Annotated in this window: 20 protein-coding genes; 7 read left to right on the forward strand and 13 right to left on the reverse strand. The window is 66.7% G+C overall.

The window, feature by feature from the left end; all coding sequences use genetic code 11:
• Window positions 1-11: 11 nt before the first annotated feature.
• The 6 genes from ABZ319_RS04345 to ABZ319_RS04370 all read right to left on the reverse strand — a co-directional run bounded on the left by ABZ319_RS04345 (window position 12) and on the right by ABZ319_RS04370 (window position 5,348).
• Complete coding sequence (locus tag ABZ319_RS04345; protein ID WP_354984878.1) at window positions 12-1,304, reverse strand: hypothetical protein; 1,293 nt, start codon at window positions 1,302-1,304, stop codon at window positions 12-14.
• A 99-nt stretch (window positions 1,305-1,403) separates the two neighbouring features.
• Window positions 1,404-1,841 (reverse strand): nuclear transport factor 2 family protein, encoded by a 438-nt coding sequence (locus tag ABZ319_RS04350; protein WP_354984879.1) that lies wholly within the window; start codon window positions 1,839-1,841, stop codon window positions 1,404-1,406.
• 468 nt (window positions 1,842-2,309) lie between these two features.
• On the reverse strand, window positions 2,310-2,702 hold the full coding sequence (locus ABZ319_RS04355) for a PPOX class F420-dependent oxidoreductase (RefSeq protein ID WP_354984880.1): 393 nt from the start codon (window positions 2,700-2,702) through the stop codon (window positions 2,310-2,312).
• A gap of 105 nt (window positions 2,703-2,807) precedes the next feature.
• Window positions 2,808-3,095, reverse strand: coding sequence for a hypothetical protein (locus ABZ319_RS04360; RefSeq protein ID WP_354984881.1), 288 nt, complete (start codon window positions 3,093-3,095; stop codon window positions 2,808-2,810).
• 201 nt (window positions 3,096-3,296) lie between these two features.
• Entirely contained in the window at window positions 3,297-4,619 is a 1,323-nt protein-coding gene (locus tag ABZ319_RS04365; RefSeq protein ID WP_354984882.1) for a lipase family protein, read from the reverse strand.
• Between the two features lie 195 nt (window positions 4,620-4,814).
• Complete coding sequence (locus ABZ319_RS04370; RefSeq protein WP_354984883.1) at window positions 4,815-5,348, reverse strand: MarR family winged helix-turn-helix transcriptional regulator; 534 nt, start codon at window positions 5,346-5,348, stop codon at window positions 4,815-4,817.
• 310 nt (window positions 5,349-5,658) lie between these two features.
• Between ABZ319_RS04370 and ABZ319_RS04375 the strand changes: the two genes are divergently transcribed.
• The gene (locus tag ABZ319_RS04375) at window positions 5,659-5,901 is read left to right on the forward strand and encodes a hypothetical protein (RefSeq protein ID WP_354984884.1); all 243 of its coding nucleotides are present in this window, start codon (window positions 5,659-5,661) and stop codon (window positions 5,899-5,901) included.
• 17 nt (window positions 5,902-5,918) lie between these two features.
• Here the strand turns inward: ABZ319_RS04375 and ABZ319_RS04380 are convergent, their stop codons facing one another.
• From ABZ319_RS04380 to ABZ319_RS04390, 3 genes are read right to left on the reverse strand one after another with little or no spacing between them, the layout of a single operon-like run.
• Window positions 5,919-6,779 carry a TIGR03619 family F420-dependent LLM class oxidoreductase gene (locus ABZ319_RS04380; RefSeq protein WP_354984885.1) on the reverse strand — a complete coding sequence of 287 codons (861 nt, stop codon included), beginning with the start codon at window positions 6,777-6,779 and terminating at the stop codon, window positions 5,919-5,921.
• Between the two features lie 28 nt (window positions 6,780-6,807).
• Window positions 6,808-7,887, reverse strand: coding sequence for an aminoglycoside phosphotransferase family protein (locus ABZ319_RS04385; protein WP_354984886.1), 1,080 nt, complete (start codon window positions 7,885-7,887; stop codon window positions 6,808-6,810).
• Between the two features lie 14 nt (window positions 7,888-7,901).
• Window positions 7,902-8,480, reverse strand: coding sequence for a hypothetical protein (locus ABZ319_RS04390; RefSeq protein ID WP_354984887.1), 579 nt, complete (start codon window positions 8,478-8,480; stop codon window positions 7,902-7,904).
• A 288-nt stretch (window positions 8,481-8,768) separates the two neighbouring features.
• Between ABZ319_RS04390 and ABZ319_RS04395 the strand changes: the two genes are divergently transcribed.
• Window positions 8,769-9,815, forward strand: a complete 1,047-nt coding sequence (locus ABZ319_RS04395) for a TIGR03857 family LLM class F420-dependent oxidoreductase (RefSeq protein ID WP_354984888.1) — start codon at window positions 8,769-8,771, stop codon at window positions 9,813-9,815.
• A 39-nt stretch (window positions 9,816-9,854) separates the two neighbouring features.
• Here ABZ319_RS04395 and ABZ319_RS04400 read toward each other — a convergent pair whose 3' ends face one another.
• From ABZ319_RS04400 to ABZ319_RS04415, 4 genes are all read right to left on the reverse strand, one after another.
• Entirely contained in the window at window positions 9,855-10,562 is a 708-nt protein-coding gene (locus ABZ319_RS04400; protein WP_354984889.1) for a VOC family protein, read from the reverse strand.
• 144 nt (window positions 10,563-10,706) lie between these two features.
• Complete coding sequence (locus ABZ319_RS04405; RefSeq protein WP_354984890.1) at window positions 10,707-11,150, reverse strand: SRPBCC domain-containing protein; 444 nt, start codon at window positions 11,148-11,150, stop codon at window positions 10,707-10,709.
• Between the two features lie 99 nt (window positions 11,151-11,249).
• On the reverse strand, window positions 11,250-11,606 hold the full coding sequence (locus ABZ319_RS04410; protein WP_354984891.1) for a hypothetical protein: 357 nt from the start codon (window positions 11,604-11,606) through the stop codon (window positions 11,250-11,252).
• Window positions 11,607-11,710: 104 nt separating this feature from the next.
• Window positions 11,711-12,469, reverse strand: a complete 759-nt coding sequence (locus ABZ319_RS04415) for an oxygenase MpaB family protein (RefSeq protein WP_354984892.1) — start codon at window positions 12,467-12,469, stop codon at window positions 11,711-11,713.
• Between the two features lie 275 nt (window positions 12,470-12,744).
• Between ABZ319_RS04415 and ABZ319_RS04420 the strand changes: the two genes are divergently transcribed.
• The 5 genes from ABZ319_RS04420 to ABZ319_RS04440 all read left to right on the forward strand — a co-directional run bounded on the left by ABZ319_RS04420 (window position 12,745) and on the right by ABZ319_RS04440 (window position 16,637).
• The gene (locus ABZ319_RS04420; protein ID WP_354984893.1) at window positions 12,745-12,969 is read left to right on the forward strand and encodes a hypothetical protein; all 225 of its coding nucleotides are present in this window, start codon (window positions 12,745-12,747) and stop codon (window positions 12,967-12,969) included.
• Window positions 12,970-13,158 carry a hypothetical protein gene (locus tag ABZ319_RS04425; RefSeq protein ID WP_354984894.1) on the forward strand — a complete coding sequence of 63 codons (189 nt, stop codon included), beginning with the start codon at window positions 12,970-12,972 and terminating at the stop codon, window positions 13,156-13,158.
• A gap of 369 nt (window positions 13,159-13,527) precedes the next feature.
• Complete coding sequence (locus tag ABZ319_RS04430; protein WP_354984928.1) at window positions 13,528-14,346, forward strand: ABC transporter permease; 819 nt, start codon at window positions 13,528-13,530, stop codon at window positions 14,344-14,346.
• A 1-nt stretch (window position 14,347) separates the two neighbouring features.
• Window positions 14,348-15,211: an ABC transporter permease gene (locus tag ABZ319_RS04435; RefSeq protein ID WP_354984895.1), complete on the forward strand. Its 864-nt coding sequence runs from the start codon at window positions 14,348-14,350 to the stop codon at window positions 15,209-15,211.
• 7 nt (window positions 15,212-15,218) lie between these two features.
• Window positions 15,219-16,637, forward strand: a complete 1,419-nt coding sequence (locus tag ABZ319_RS04440; RefSeq protein ID WP_354984896.1) for an MCE family protein — start codon at window positions 15,219-15,221, stop codon at window positions 16,635-16,637.
• Window position 16,638: the final 1 nt, after the last annotated feature.

Consider the following 16,638-nt stretch of genomic DNA (forward strand, 5'->3'; position numbering starts at 1 on the left):
GTCCGACGAGATCAACGAACCATTGCCGGCTCCCTCTCGGAGTCGTCGAAGGCGAACAACGCGGCGGCGGCAGCTCGGGCGCGGTCCATTACAGGTTCGATCGGCTCGTGTTCGGCGGTGACGAACAGGTACGCGGCCGCATCGGCGGCCGCGAGCCCGCCGCCGCTCCGTTGCCCGATCCGTGTCCGAATCTCGGCGCGTATGACACCGGGCAGCGCCTCGAGCTGCGCCAGCGTCGGTACGCGCGTGACACGTCCGCACTTCATCGGCACGCCGACCGCTGCGATCGGTGTTGCGGTTCCTTCATGCACGGCGGCCGGCGGCCGTCCGAGTGCGAGATCGAATCCAACCTCGATGGTGTTCGCACCGAAAAGAAGTGCGGATAGCGCCGGCAGCGCCGCACCGCCGGCACGCGCGCCGATTTCACCGAGCACATACTCACCGGTCTTGGTCCGAAACACCTCACAGTGCACCTGTCCAGTTGTCAGCTCGAGCGCTGCCATGGCACGGCGGGTGATGAGCTGCACGGCGACCGCCTCCGGACTGTCAGACGGGACCGTGATGAACTCGGCGACTTCACCCCGCCCCACCGCGTCCAGCAATGGGCTCAGGTACTGCGTGGTGAGCACGAGTACCGACTGTTCTGATCGGACGGCGATATCACATGTGTACTCGACCGCAACGTCAACGCATTCTTCGACCAAAAACCCGTCGACGCTTGCGGTCAGTGCCTCGAAGACTCCCGAAGCCTGTTGTGCCAGTTCGAGGTCACCTACCACCGTGTGGGCATCGAATCTTCCGGTCGCTATCAGATGGCTCAAATGTTCGACCGATTCCACCCGCGTGGTACCGATCGTGCTCTGGCCCCGCCGCGGCTTGAACACGACAGGCCAGGTGAGTTCATCGCCTGCCCGAGCGGCCTCGGCAAACGTATGAACAACCGACCACCGGGCAACCGCGATGCCCGCATCACGCAACCTGCGCTTCATTACCGCCTTGTCCGTGAAAGCCAAGGCCTGTTCCCACTTCTGTCCCGGCACATCGAGTATCGAGCGCAGGAAGCCGGCCGCCGCGATGGTCGATTCGTCCGTGGCGAGAATCCGGGTGATCGGAATACCTGACACGGCGGCAACCAGCGCGTTGAAATCGGTCCAGGAATCGACGGTGCGCAGGGGCGCGGTGATTCCAGCGGATCGCCATATCGATTCGGTTCCGGCCGGAATCAGGTACTGCACCGGACCATCAATCGGTTTCAGATAGTCCACCACCAGTTTCGGGCGGGTGGAGGCGATCAGGGTTACCACATTCCGGCCTTCTGTCGAAGTCTGATCCCGCGTGCACGGGCGGTACTGGAGTTTGTGAATCAGGTTGTGGTGCAGGTGGATCCACCCGGATCGCACGGGTCAGACGGAAGGGACGAAGAAGAACGTCTCCCGCGCGGCGAACAAGCCACTCGAGTCCAGAACGAAGAAGTCCGCGAACCGGAGATTCACCGAGCCGCCACCCCGCGTTGCGCCTGTGAAACGACCTCTAACAGCGACGGTTCGATGGTCGACGACCAGGCTCGAGATCGAATGCCGGCCTCTGGTGATGACCCGTTGCCTGTAATAGAAGTCCATCAGTGCCGGTCGCCCAATGAACGGCTCGTAGCCGGGTCGGCGGTATTCTGCGGCCGGCGCGAAGAGTTGTATCAGGTCGACAAACTTCTCGTCATCGACCAGGCGGTAGTAGCTGAGCACGGCGCGTTCGGCGTCACCCCGGTTGCACCCGGTGGATTCGAAGCCGTCGGTGACCTGCTGGGCAGGAGTTGTCATTCGCTCCCCTGTTGGAAGATCCTGCACCCGCGTAGCCGAGTTCGGACCAACGATTTCGATATCGCACGAGTTCGACGGGGAGAACTCTAGGCAGTCCCCCAGCCTCGCACTTCTCATGAGCGGGAAGAGCCGTCGCCCCGGCGGCAGTGCGGTCCGACGCCGTCGGCATTACACCGACCCCGGGTGCCCGGTGCGCCGAGCTTCTGCCCTCCTCGTATCCGAACGAACACGACCCAGCGCGAGCGCTGGATGATCTGCGCCAATCAAATCCCTGCGCACGGATGAGATCCGCACTGCTCCCGCACACACGGGGGAAGTCCGGCGATTCACGCTGGTGACGGGTCCGGTCGTCTCCCTGGGCCGACTATCAACCCGTTGCTCGCGAAGATTTCCGACGAGGTCGCAGCGAAGGCGAAGGTCGGAACCAGGTCACGCCGGTGGCCGAGCCGGTGACGAATTCAGCAGATCCGCGAGACCCAGCCGATCGGGTTCAGCTCAAGCGCCGAAGCCGGTGATCCGCTGTGGAACGACCCGCACGATCAGCCGCCGCACGTCCCTGGACTCGGGCGGTGGCAGCTCCCCGACGTATTTGCGTGACAGCCGAGCCGGAAGCCGTTTGTCCGGATCCGGGACGAGTTCGGCGAGGCCAGCGACATCGATGGCGCGGTAGGGATCCCGGGCGTCGAGGACGGTCACGCTGATCCGGGGATCGCGGGCGAGGTTGCGGCCGTTGCGGCGCTGTGCCGTGGTGGTGAACACCAGCGCGTCATCGTCGCGGTCCACCCAGACCACCGAGGTGTGGGGTGAACCGTCCGCGTTCAGGGTGGCGACGACCGCAAAGTTCTTGCCGTCCAGCATGTTCCGCAGATCCTCGGGAAGTTCGGTCATCCATCCGAACCTACGCGCGTGCGGTGGCGGGGCCGATGTTCGGAGCACTCGACTTCATATCCGGATCGCTCATCCGGCCCCCGCCGAACCGGCAGCGTGTGCCGATCAGCAGACGGTGCCCTGACGGACCGCGGCTCTGGTGTCGAAGCTCTCCGGGTTCACCGCGGTGCGCACGACGACCTGCTTGGCGGTGTCCACGAGGAAGGTCCAGCCGCCGGACAGCACGGTGCCGTTGGCGTCGATTCTGTTGACCTGCACGTACTTACCGTTGTCGGGACGGCGGGCGGTGAAGCGGCCGAACCGGGTCTCCGGGGCCTTGGATCGCACCAGGGCGATGGCCGTGCTCGCGTCGATCTCGGACAGTTCCGAAACCTGGGTGGGGCTCTCCTGCATGGTCGTCTCCTGTCCAGAGGTGCGTTCGCAGCTCAGTTCATACCGGAACCGAGCGCGTCGCGCAGCATTCGCGGTCGCGCAATGATGCACACCACGCGAACCGGCGGCGAACCCGAGGTGGGTTCGCCGCCGGTTTTCATGCGCGAGAAGGGCTCTGCCGGATCACCGCCGACCCCTCGTCGCGATGGTGATCCGGGTGGGTCAATCGATCGTGCAGCCTTGCAGGGGAACGTCGTTCAGGCGATCCAACAGGTAGTTGATCGCGTTGTTCGTGCCGAAACCGTCGATCAGCTCGGGGCCGAAGTGGTTGGGCAGCGTGGCTTTCGGCAGGATCGGCGGCAGATGGTTGGTGCGGAAGGTCACCGTCGCTCCCGCGCCGCACCAGTTGTCCGCGAGCTTGCGGGTCTGGGCGTAGGGGACGGTGTCGTCGTTGATGCCGCTGGTGATCAGGACCGGGCTGCGCGGGGTGAGGGTGCCGATGCGCTGCTGGGCCAAAATCGTGGTCACCTCGGGGATCTCACGCAGATGCTCGGTGAGCGGGCGCTGATCGACCGTCAGACCGGTGGTGCGCAGGAACGGGTGCCGCATGATCACATCGGCGATGCACTCGTTCTCCAGGGTCGCCAGCAGGCTCTTGCCCTCGGCGGTGGTGCGCGCGTCCAGGATCGGCTTCAGATCCGGGTAGCGGGCGACGAAACCGTTGAGCGCGAAGCCGATCGCGCCGCCGATGAGCGCGCCCTCGATCTCGCCGAGGATCTCGGACAGGTCCGCGGTCGGCGCACCGGCCCAGGTGCCCTTGAGGTTCAGCTCGGGGGCGTAGCTCGGCGCCATCTCCGCGGCCGCGGCGGTCGCGCCGCCGCCCTGGGAGTAGCCCCAGAACGCGATCGGGGTCTGCGACCCACTGCCGGCGAGGGTGTTCGCGGCGCGAGCGGCGTCCAGCACCGCGTGCGCCTCTTCGATGCGATTGGCATAGGTGTGCACGCCGGGGGTGCCCATGCCGATGTAGTCGGGCACGAAGACCCGCGCGCCCAGGTGGTTCCACGCCATCGCGGACAGCGCTTCCTGGTTCGCGGACAGGGTCGGCGGGGTGATGTCCAGGTACATGCCGAGGGTGAACGCCTTGGACAGCGCGCACTGATCGCCCTGCCCGGTGGTGCCGGGGGCGATGACCACGGTCGGGCGCGGGCCCTTCCCCTGCCAGGGCTGGGTGGCGTCGATGTAGGTGCCGGTCACCGCGATCGGGACGTCGTCCTGGGTGCGGGTGGTGTACATGACGGTCTTGGCCGCGAGGGGCCACTGCCCGTCGCCGCCGGGCTGGGCCAGATACACCGGCAGATCGGCGGTCTTGATGACCGCTCCGGCGGCGGTATCGAATTGCGCGGGCGGCAGGTAGAAGTCTTCGGCGGGGGCGGCCTGCGCCGGAACGGCGGCGGCGCTCACGAGCCCGGCTCCCATGCACACCGCCGCGGTCATCGCCAGCAGGCGCCGGACCGCGCGGTGCCGCGCTGTTGTTTCGACTGACATCGTCGTCGTCTTTCTCTACAAGATCGGAACAGCTGTGGCGCAGGCCGGCAGGCGGTACTCGTGGTGTCCGCTGCCGGGACGAGGCCTGCGCGGCCGAGGAGTGCGGGTGGCACGGGGGCTCGGCGGCAACCCGCGTGTTTCGCACGGGCCGCGCACAGTGTGTTGCTGGTAACTCCGTTACCGGTAACGAAGTTACTATAGCTCGAGGTGAGCCACGGCACTCGGCCCGCAAACATCGCCGCTCACGCCGTCGCGCGGCCACGACCGACCGTGGTAATGCTCGATGGCGGAATTGAATCGCCGCAGGTGGTCCGCGAGTGCGGCGATCTCGGACTCGGGCCAATCGGACAGAATCACGCCGAGATGGTGGATCCCCGATGCCCGCTCGGCGGCCATCCTGCCGCGGCCCGCGTCGGTGGCCCGGAACTTTCGGGCAATACCGCCGTCGGGATCCGGAATGCGTTCGAGCAGTCCGGCTTTCAGCATCGCGGCGGTCTGGCGGTTGAGCGTGGAAACGTCCAGGCCCAGCGCTTCACTGAGCTGGCCGATGGACATCGGGCCGTCGCCGAGGCGCTGCAGCAGCACGTAGGCGCTGCGATCCAGCTGTCCGACGCCTTTGCGGGAGATGAGGCTGTAGCGACCGAGCAACATCGCCTCGAATTCGAGCGCCTCGATGGGAATCGTCACCTCGCTCTGCCCGCGGACCGGATCGACCTCCGGCCCGCTCACTCTACCGTCGGAACCGCCGTTCGATTCGAGCGAAAATGCCGCCGCACCTGGCTATCTGCCAGACATCTGACACGCGGGGTACCGGACACGGGTGACATTGCGTGCCAAGCACGCCGATTTACCCGTGTCGACCGTGCGTTCGATCTAGCCTGTCAGCGGGCGTCGCCGACCATCGGAGTCGGTGCCCACGGTCCAACCGGCCGAGCCGGTTACCACCGGGCAGTACTCGTTCGTACCCGGAAGCACTTCGGGGCCATGTTCTGTTCGAGCCTCTCCGGGCTCCCTGACTTCGGCGGTGATGATGACGGCTGTGCGCACCACACCCAGCAGTGCACTCCAGCTGCTGGTCCAGATCCTGGATCGCTACAACTCACTCGAGGAGTTCCTCGGCCACATTCGCCGGGAACTCGACGCGCCGACGCAGGAACTCCCGCGCTGGTCCGACGCTGCCGCGCCGGCGGCGAGCCGGACGCCGGAGGCTCCCCGCCTGCCGCAGGTGTCGGTGGCGCACAGCACGAGTGGACGCCACGCGCGCCGCGACGAGCCCGCCTGAGCGACCGGTCCGCGCGGCTATCGATCGAGTTTCAGATCGTGGCGGAAGCGTTCCATGTCGGCGATCTTCTGCGCGGTCGTCGCATCCGGGCCCGTGTAGAACATCCACGGCATGGTCAGGATGTGGGTGATGCCGCCGGCTTCGGCGCGGGCGTAGTCGTCGATGGTCAGCGCGTCGGTCAGCGGGGCCATGACGGTGAAGTCGTCCATCGACAGACCTGCGGCCGTGCGGTACTCGCGGAGTTTCGCCGCGGTGGCGATGGCCTTGTCGGTGGAGGTGAGGTCACCGATCCAGCCGTCGTAGCGGGCCGCGCGGGCCAGGGCGATGTCGGTCAGCCCACCGACCAGAATCGGGATTTGCGGAGCGGGCGGGCTCATCGCCAGTTTCGGGGTGCGGAAGAACTCGCCCTCGAATTCGGTCCAGCCCGGTTCCCACAGGCGGCGCATGAGTTCGATCAGTTCCTCGGTGCGTTTGCCGCGGCGATCGAACGGCCGCCCCAGGAGCTCGAATTCCTCGCGGCACCAGCCGACTCCGACGCCCAGTTCGACGCGCCCGTCCGCGAGCACCGCGGCGGTCCCGATCGATTTCGCCGCGGCGTAGGGCTCACGCATCGCGGGGATGTACACCGTCGTGACGAAGCGCAGGCGGGTGGTGACCTGGGCCAGGCCGCCGATCAGCACCCAGGGGTCGGGCCAGTCCGCGAACGGATCCCAGCGGCGCTTGCCGCTGCGGGTGTAGGGGTAGGGCGTTTCCAGTTCGGCGAGGTTCACCACGTGATCGGGCAGGCCCATCCCGTCGTAGCCGAGAGCGTCGGCGGCCCGGGCGATCTCGGGGATCTCCCGGGTCGCCAGGAAGCCGGTGCTGATGTAGAACCGCATCGTTGTCTCTCCAGTGGTCAGCGCACCGCTACACGAGTTGCGTTGTCAGGGAAATTGTTTCGAGGTGGCGGATGGCGTGGCAGCCGCGCTCGATCATGGTGAGCATCATGTCGTCGCCGCGGCCGGTCGCGGCGGTGAAGGCGTATCCGAAGGTGATCAGCATCGGGACCTGGAGCATGCCGACCCGATAGTCGGTCCAGCACCGATCGAAGTCGAAGTCGCGGACCCCGTGCTCGCGCAATCGCCGATGGTAGGCGGCCACCAGGTCGTGCTCGCTGCGTTCGCGGGCCTCCGGCGTCATGCTCGTGGCCAGGAAGTACGCCAGGTCGCGGGCGGGCAATCCGACGGTGAGGGTCTGCCAATCGACCACGGTGACCGCGTCACCGGCGGGGTGGAACAGCAGGTTGTCGAGTCGATAGTCGCCGTGCAGCAGACAGAAGCGGTCCGCGTCCAGGCCGAGCCAGGGCTCGATGAGATCGGCGGCGGCGGCGAGCACGGCTCGATCCGCGGCGCCGATGCGATCCCCGAGGCCGGACAGTGTTTTCTCCAGAGCGATCCGGGCGAGGGTTCCCATGCCGCGGGCGAAGTCCGCGTCGGCTTTGGGCATGGCGATGCCCTCGAACGACAGCCACGCCGGATCGCACCAGCGCGGTCCGTGCAGGCCGGCCAGGGCTTCGACGGCGAGCAGCGCGTCCTCGGCCCCGCAGCCGCGAATCTGATCGCCCTGCACCGCGGGGGTCAGATCCGCCACCAGCAGCACGAATTCGGAACCGTCGTCGGAGATGGCGCAGTGGTAGACCTCGGGGACCGCGACCGCGACCGTGTCGGCGACCCGGGTATAGAAGGCGTGTTCGGCGCGATATCCCAGCGCGACGCGTTCGCGAACCCCCGGTTCCTGCGAGGGGAGCTTGGCTACCAGCGTGGCCGGGCACGAACCCGGAACCTCGTAGGTGGGCGTCACGCGGTAGGTGGCGCCGGTCTGGCCGGTCCCGATCGGCTCGATCCGCACCGACGAGATCCGCTCGCCCAGAACGGAACCGAGCCATTCCGGGGTGATGTGCTCCGGCGTCGAGGGCAGCGGCTGCGCGGCGGCCGTGGATGTGTTCATGCTCGTGTCCTTGCTTACCGGGTGGTGGCGGGCGGATCGCTCCGGGCTCCGCCGAGCAGTTCTTCGGCGCGGGTCAGCGCCATGCCGTGGATGAGCCAGCGCACCGTGGTGGCGAAGACCCGGGGGTCGTCCCACTCCCCCGGCGCCGCGATGTCGGACAGGCTCATGCTGAGGGTGACGTGTGCGAGGATGCCGCCGATCTCGATCGCGCGGGCGCGGCTGAAGCCGTCGCGCTCCAGCACCACCAGCAGGCGTTCGGCGTAGTCGATGACCACGCCGCGGTCGGCGACGGTCATGAGTTTGCACAGCTCGGGCTGGGCCAGCAGCGCGCCACGCAGGGCCAGGCACCAGGACTGGACGGCGATCTCCCATACCGCGTCGTCGTCGAAGGCGATCTCGAGCCGCGAGAAGGCGTGCGCTACAACGCCGCGCGTGAGCTGCTCCACCGAGCCGACCTGTTGGTAGAGGGTGGAATTCGAGCAGCGCAGCTGGGTGGCGAGAGTGCGGATCGTGAGGCCGGCGGCGCCCTGTTCGGCGAGGATGCGCAGCGCCTCGTCGAAGATGGTGTCCGAGCTCAGCAACGGTTTCGCCACGGTGATCACTCCTCATCTCCCGGAATCGGCGACGGAAACGACGTTACGTTAACGATGTAGAACGTGCGGGGAAAGCCAGGGAAGTGATGCGGAGGTCAGCGAAATCCACTGAGCCGGCACACCGGTCCACCTCCTTTCACCGATCGCGCCCGCAGCGGCAATAACACTGTTATCTTGTCGCTGTCGGTAGACGGCTCGGCGCCCGGGCACGGGCGCCCGCTCTCGGCCGGCCACTGGAACACGGTCGAGAAACCTTCGGCCCGTGTGGCATTCGGTAGGGAGTTGGGTATGGCACCCGTTCACGAGGAACTCGGCTGCTATCTGCTCGCGGGCGCGGGCGGCTCGGGCCCCGCGACGCTGGTCCAGGAGGCGAGGCGCGCCGAGGAACTCGGCTTCGGCACGGCGTTCCTGTCCGAGCGCTGGAACGTCAAGGAGGCGTCCTCGCTCGTGGGCGCCGCGTGCGCGGTGACCTCGCGAATCCGGATCGCCACCGCCGCGACCAACTGCAACACCCGCCATCCGCTGGTCACCGCGTCCTGGGCGACGACCATGCATCGCCTGTCCGGCGGCAGATTCACCCTGGGCATCGGCCGCGGTGTGGCGCCGCTCTATTCGGCCTTCGGCATCCCCGAGGTCACCACCGCGCACATGGAGGATTGGGCGCGGGTCACCCGGCGACTCTGGCGCGGGGAGACGATCATCGGCCACGACGGTCCGATGGGCAGCTATCCGGTGCTGTTCCTGGACGCCGACTTCGACGAGGACATCCCCCTGGCGCTGGTGGCCTTCGGACCCCGCACCCTGGCTCTGGGCGGCCGCGTCTTCGACGATGTCATCCTGCACACCTACTTCTCGCCCGAAACCCTCACCCGCTGTGTGACAACGGTGAAGCGCGCGGCCGAACAGGCCGGCCGCGATCCCGACGCGGTACGCGTGTGGTCCTGCCTGGCGACGGTCGGCGACCACCTCCCCGAGGCCGACCGCCTGCGCAAAACGGTCGGCCGCCTGGCCACCTACCTCCAGGGCTACGGCGAGCTGCTCCTGCGCACGAACGACTGGGATCCCGCTGTCCTGCAACGCTTTCGCGACGATCCCGTGGTGCAGTCGGTCCCCGGGGCGATCGACGCGAAGGCCACCGTCGCCCAACTCGAGCACATAGCCACTCTCCTACCCTCCGACTGGCTGTCGGTGGCCGCCACCGGCACCCCGGACCGATGCGTGGCCCGGATTCGCGACGAGTTCTCCTACGGCGCGGACCGGGTGATCCTGCACGGCGCGAGCCCGGACGAGCTCGAACCGATCCTGGCCGAGTACGGGGCGGCAACCGTCCGATAGCCGAGTTCGGCTGGGCTCGAACGGTTACCGCCCGAACGGTCACCGCCCGGCGGCGAGCTCGCGTGCCCGGCGCAGTTCGTCGGCCAGGTCCCGTCGCTGCGCGGCCGTCAGGTCGACGGCGTCGATTCGGCGCAGGAGGGTGGCGGCGACGTCCCGCTGCCCCTGTCGAATCGCCACGTCGGCGCGCAGGACGAGCAATTGCACCAGCTGCATCGGCGTGGGCTGCTGATCGGTCCGGTGCAGCGCCCGGTCCAGGACCTTGACCGCCAGGTCCAGGTCCTGCTTGGAGTCCGCGAAGAGCGAACCCATGTGCACCGCACGGGCGAACGCGTCCGCCGGCGGCGGCCGGTGGGTTTGGTCCGCGCTGATCTCTTGGCAGATCTGCACGGTGTTGCCCCCGGGATCGACCAGCAGGAACTGGCGCACACCGTAGGTCATGTCTTTGAGGGCTCCGACCCGCGGCACTCCCGCGACGGGAACGGTGCCGAACCGCGCCTCCAGCGCCGCGCTGAACGCGGCGTACAGGTGGTCGACCCGATCGGTGTGCACGACGCAGCCGTGCTCCGAGTTCTCGGGCTCGAAGTCCCTGTGCCCGTGGAAGTTCAGCTCGATCCCACCCCGGCGCACACTCAGGAACTGATACGGCGCGGTCTGCTGGAAGGTGATCTCGAACCCGAGCGCGGTATAGAACTCCGCCACCGGCCCCACGTCGCGTGCTTTCAATCCGGGAACTGTTTTCTCCGCCATCTCTCCGAAGCTAGAGCTCGAATCACGCACGCGCACATGGCTGTGAGAAGTACGGCAATAGCTGGTCACTGGTGAAAAGGAGCTATCTGCGGAGGGATGGGCCTGCGTGGCGCAGGGGTCGCAGCCGATGATCGCGCGCGAACCTCATACGCGGCCCGCCGCCAGGACAGCGGCCAGACGGTCCAGGGTGTCGGCCAGTTCGGCGCGACCGTGGCGCTCGAGGGTCGCCGAGTACTCGGGCGTGATGTGGGGGCCGGTGAAGACCCCGCCGATGGTGAGGGTGGTGCCCTCGGGTGACGGGCGGAGCCAGTAGGTGAACTCGCTTCGAACGCCGCCGTTTCCGCTGCCCAGCAACACGATTCGATAGGGCGCGTCGAGGACCTCCACCACCCATTCGAGTTCGTCGTCCAAGCCCAGCAGGGCCACCCGCGAGACCAGGGTGGCGCCTTCGGTGAGCCGGTCCGGGGGTGGTTGAACGAAATCGCGATGGATGCTGAACCATTGGGCCCAGGTGGACGGCCGGATGATCGCGTCGAAGACCATCTCCGGGGTGCCGGGCATTTCCCTACTCGATACCAGGGATCCCATGGGGCGCCTTCCTTCCTGCACGCGGCGGACTACCGGCCTGCCTGGAGAACACCGTCGCGGACAACCCGATTCCCTTGCCGCGGTGCGCAGTACGACCGATCAGCCGCGCACGAGCCGGACGAACGCGGTCCAGATCGCTCGCGCGCCGAGCAGGACCGTGCCGAAAGCGCCCAGCACGACCAGGAATTCGAAGACGGTCAGTTCGGTCCCGAGGGTTGAGCTCAGCCGCTTCCAGATCGCCCCCGCACCTTCGTGGGGCGCGGGGGCGTCCGGCTCGCTGCCCCGAGTCAGGTGGAACCCGCGATCCGGCACGGTGGCGATCGCGAGATGTGGTCCGTTGCCGCCGTACAGTCGCGGCCGAACCGGCGATCCCCCAGTACCGCCGGAACCGGACCGCGAACCGTCGATCCCGCGCCACGACAGGTTGTCGCATCTGCCCTGCATCTCGTCGTGCACGCCAACCTCCCATGTGCGCAGTGGCCGTGACCGACCGAGGTTATGTTACTACACATTCCGCAGGGTGATTCATTAAATCTCCACCTACAGGCGATAAGTCGTTGCTATAAGTGCCCAGACATTCTTGCTATTCTCGCCTGCGGAACACGGCAGATCCGGCCGGGAGCACCCGCGAAACCCAGGCGCACTCCCGCCGCGACGGTCCGCAGCGCCACCCTGTCCGCTCGGCCCACCCGAACACCCAGCAGCTCCGCGACCCGCTCGTGTTGCATGGCCCGCACCGCCGCGGCCGGCAGGTTGCGCGCCAGCCAGGCATCGGGTCGCAGCACCTGCGCGGCAAGTACCTCACCCGCGGGCGTGAGCCGCAACCGTTCCGTGCAGGCCGACTCGAAGTACTCCGCGAAATCCGGCAGGGAGCCAGGCAGTGCCCGATCACTGATTCCATAGCCGCGATACCAATCGCAGCACTCCCGATAGAACTGTACGCGTTGGGATTCCGGAATCGGAGGGCCGAATACCGCGGCGGCGGTCAGTAGCGATTCGACATAGGTGGCGTGCTGAAACAGAAAAACCTCGGGATTGAGCGCGTGGTAGCGGGCCCCGTCGTCACCGACGCCCTTCACGTGCTCGTGCCCATTGCGAATCACCGCCGCCATGTCCCGATCCATGTGCGCCATATAGATCATCTGGTTGACGGTTCGCTTCTTGTGCTCCCACAACCGACTCGGCGCGTGCTCGGTCAGCGCGGCCGCGATGGCCGGATCCAGCACCTGCAACCCCAGTGCCCTGGGCAGCATCAGCAGGAATCTTCGATCACCCAGGTGCCTGCTCAGTAGCGGACCGACACGCGACGGCTCGGGCACATTGCCTCCCCAACATGTGAATGGCTCATAACTTAAGACCCGAGAACCCGGTCGTCAACATGGCACCAGCTTGGATGATGCTGGGAAAGCCCCCGGGAACCCGGTCGCGGAATGCGTCTTCACAAACGCAGAATTGTGAGTAACATACGCTGCTATGCCGCCTCGCGGGGAGCGCGAGGGGCAGGTGACAACAGGAGCAACGACGCGACCACGCCGAGCCGGCGATCGCGCGCGTGCCCTCGAGGCCGGGCAAGTACGCGAAAGGACTGTGCCAGATGCTCAAGCGGCTGGATCGACTACTCAGCTATGAAATGAAGGTGTCGGAGTTCCTCGGCACGCTCATCATCGTGGGAATCCCCTACGGGCTCATCGGCGTCGTGTGGACGCTCACCCACACCTCACACCTGAAGCAGATGCACGGCGTAGACCTGGTCGTCTCGTTCCTGGGTTCGATCGTGTGCTGGCCCATCCTCACCTTCTCGAATGTGTGCATGACGTAGATGATGATCCTGGTCTGGCTCATCGACATCCTCGTGATCGGCGTGAAGATCCTCGGTGGGCGAACGAAAGTAAATCCGGTACTCCGCTACGGCCTGTGGCTGGCGGTGCTGAGCGCACTGGCCGCCGGCCTCGCCGCGGTCGGGTTCCTGCTCGTACTGCTGGAGCACCACTACTCCGAGCAGAGCTGAACGAGCACAACCTGCCTTCCTACAGCGAAGAATAGATAGTTACTTGACCGGTCCCGCATCCCCCGTAAGCCACGGATGCGGGCACCGCAAGCTCTCAATTGTGCAGCAAATAACCGCTTGATCTGCGGATACTCTCGTCTCATCGAGTCCGCCGAGCAACCACACCGAGCGTTCGCACACAAGAATGATCAGTTACTTATTACTTGTGCACCCGACACGCGGTGTGTAACACTTCACACGCTTCGAGCCATCGGGTGAGCCGTTCACGGTCCGTGGCGGCGATGAGCGGCAAGAAAGGATCGTCGACACGTGACTGCCACCTTGGACAAGAAGTCGACCGCCGAACCAATCCCTCCGGAACCCGGTGAGCTGGAAAAGCTTTCATCCACCGTGACCACGCTGTGGCGCAATCATCCACAGCGCTCACTCGAAACCCTGGGCCGCCAAGTCAGTTTGGCTCGAGACGCGTTCGTGCAATTGATCGTTTCATTGGTGCGCAGGCGATTTCCCTATCAGGAATTCATCAAGCAGTGCGCGTTCATGACCAGCGTCTCGGCGATACCGACTGTGCTGGTGGCGATTCCGGTCGCCGTGGTGGTTTCGATTCAGATCGGCGCACTGGTCAATCAGGTCGGCGCCACCACATTCATCGGTTCGGTGGCCGGACTCGGCGTCATCCGCCAGGGCGCGCCGCTGGTGACTTCGCTGATGATCGCCGGCGCCGTGGGTTCGGCGATCTGCGCCGACCTGGGATCACGGACCATTCGCGAGGAAATCGACGCCATGATGGTGATGGGCGTCGATCCGGTGCGCAGGCTCGTCGCACCCCGATTGCTGGCCGCGGTGCTGGTGAGCATGCTGCTGTGCGGCTTCATCGTCTTCGTCGGTTTCGCGACCGCCTACATTTTCAATATCTACGCCCAGTCCGGCACGCCGGGCTCGTTCATTTCCTCGTTCGCGTCCTTCGCGGTGTCGAACGATCTGGTGGTGGCGCTGGTGAAAGCGGCGATATTCGGCGCGCTGACCGCGATCATCGCCTGCGACATCGGATTACACGCGCACGGCGGTCCCGGCGGCGTCGCGAACGCGGTGAACGCGGCCGTGGTGACTTCGGCGCTCATGCTCTTCGCGACGAACATCATCATCACCCAGCTCTACAACACCATCCTGCCGACGAAGGTGATCTGAGGTGAGCAGCAGCTACACCCCGCCGGCCCTGCGGCCGGTGAAAGTGATCGCCGGTGCGGTCGCGGTTCCGGTGCAGGCCAATCAGCGCCTGGGACACCAGGTCTTGACCTTCTTCCAGGCCATGGGCGCGATTCCCTTCGTGCTCAAGCACTATCGCAAGGAAGTGGCGCGCCTGACCGCCGACGTCGGCTGGGGCAACGGGTCACTGGTGGTGGGCGGCGGCACGATCGGCATCGTGATCGCGCTGTGCGCGTTCGCCGGCATCACCGTCGGCATGGAGTCCTACAGCGCCCTGAACCTGCTCACCATGAGCCCGCTCACCGGCGCGATCTCCGGTTTCGCCACCACCCGTGAACTCGCGCCCATCATCGCCGCGCTGGCCTTCGCCATCCAGGCCGGATGCCGGTTCACCGCGCAGCTGGGGGCCATGCGCATCTCCGACGAGATCGACGCGCTCGAATCCATCGCCATCCGGCCGCTGCCCTACCTGATCAGCACCCGCATGATCGCGGCCACGCTGACCATCATCCCGCTGTACAGCGTCGGGCTGGCCGTGGCCTACCTGATCACCAAGCTCACCGTGCTGGTTCTGGGCGGCACCACCACCGGCACCTACGACCACTACTTCTACCAATTCCTGCTCGCCCCGGACGTGTTCTGGTCACTGCTGAAGGTCGTCGTCTTCGTCATGACCGCGACGTTCATCCAGTGCTACTACGGCTTCGTCGCCACCGGCGGCCCCGAAGGCGTGGGCGTGGCGGCGGGACGCGCGATCAAGATGGTCATCGTCGTCACGGTGTTCATCGATCTCTTTCTGACACTTGCGATCTGGGGAATCGACCCCGGCTTCCGGATTTCGGGGTAGCGGCACCATGATTCTCGATCCCAGCGGTCGCGGGCCCAGCGCCCGCGACCTGACCCTGGCGGGCCTGGCCATGCTGCTCGCCCTCGTCCTGGCGCTGCTACTGCTGGTCATGCGGTACAACGGGCGTTTCGAGGACAAGGTCCCGGTCACCGCTGAGCTCACCAGCACCGGCGACGGCCTGCCCGCCAACGCCGACGTGAAGTTCCGCGGCATCATCGTCGGCCGGGTGGTCGACGTCGAGATCGCGGCCAAGGGCGCGCGCCAGCAGGCCTCGATCTGGCTGAAACCCGCTCTGGCGGGGACGATTCCGGCCAACGTCACCGCGCGGGTCATCCCGAACAACCTGTTCGGCGTGACCGCGATCGAGCTGGTGGACAACACGCCCGCCGGCACCGACAAGCTGCGTTCGGGTTCGACCATCGCCGAGGACACCAGCGAGGCGACGATCCAGTTGCAGACCACACTCAATGTGCTGCGCGACGTGCTGAACAACATCCAGCCCGAGAAGCTCGGCCGGGTGCTTGCGACGCTGTCCGCGGCGCTGGACCCGGGCTCCCGGGTACCGGGCTCGACGATCGAGCGGCTCGACAACTGGCTGACCGAGGTGCACGCCGTGCCCGGAATCGGCGGGATGCTCGGCGATCTCGGCCGCGCCGCCACCGCGCTGAGCCAGTCCGCCCCCGAACTGGTCGGCGTGCTGTCGGAGTCGGTGACCACGGCCAAGACCCTGACCGAACAGCGCGCGGCGATGGTCGCCCTGCTGACCAACGGCGGCAGCGCCATCGACACGGTGAACGGCCTGTTCGCCGCGAACCCCGACTCCGGCAAGTTCCTGGTCTCCGGCTTGAACGAGCTGTTCAGCAGTCTGGCCAAGGATCCGCAGGCCATTCCGTACGCGGTGAGCAATCTCAATGCCGCACTGGCGCAATTGCAGACGGTGTTCACCTTCGGGCCGAAGAAGCAGATGGTGTGGAAGATGGACGTCTCGCTGACGCCGTTCCAGCAGTACACCGCCGCGGACTGCCCGCGCTACGGCGATCAGGCCGGGCCGCGCTGCGGCGGGTCGACCGTGCCGGACGCCGCGCCGGTGCAGGAGTACCCGCAGCAGATGCTGCCGCAGCACCTGTCGGCCGCGGGTCCCGCCCCGGTGGCGACCCTGCCGACGGTGCCCGGTCTGCCGAGCCTGCCCAGCGCCCCGGCCGGAACCCAGTTGCTGCCTTCGATTCCGGGGCTGCCCGCCATCCCGGGCATCACCGCGCCGGCGTCCCAGCGCGTCCCCGCGGGCAACCCGGGCGAGCTGCGCGGAGATGCCGCGGTGGCGGCGATCGTGGGCGGCACGCCGAACATGGCACAGACCCTGCTGCTCGGTTCCGTGCTGCGCGGTGGGTACGTCGAGATCTCCGATGCGCCGGAAGGCGGTGCGTGAG

The organism is Nocardia sp. NPDC005978 (genome assembly GCF_040614455.1).
In the GTDB taxonomy this organism is placed as follows: Bacteria; Actinomycetota; Actinomycetes; order Mycobacteriales; family Mycobacteriaceae; genus Nocardia.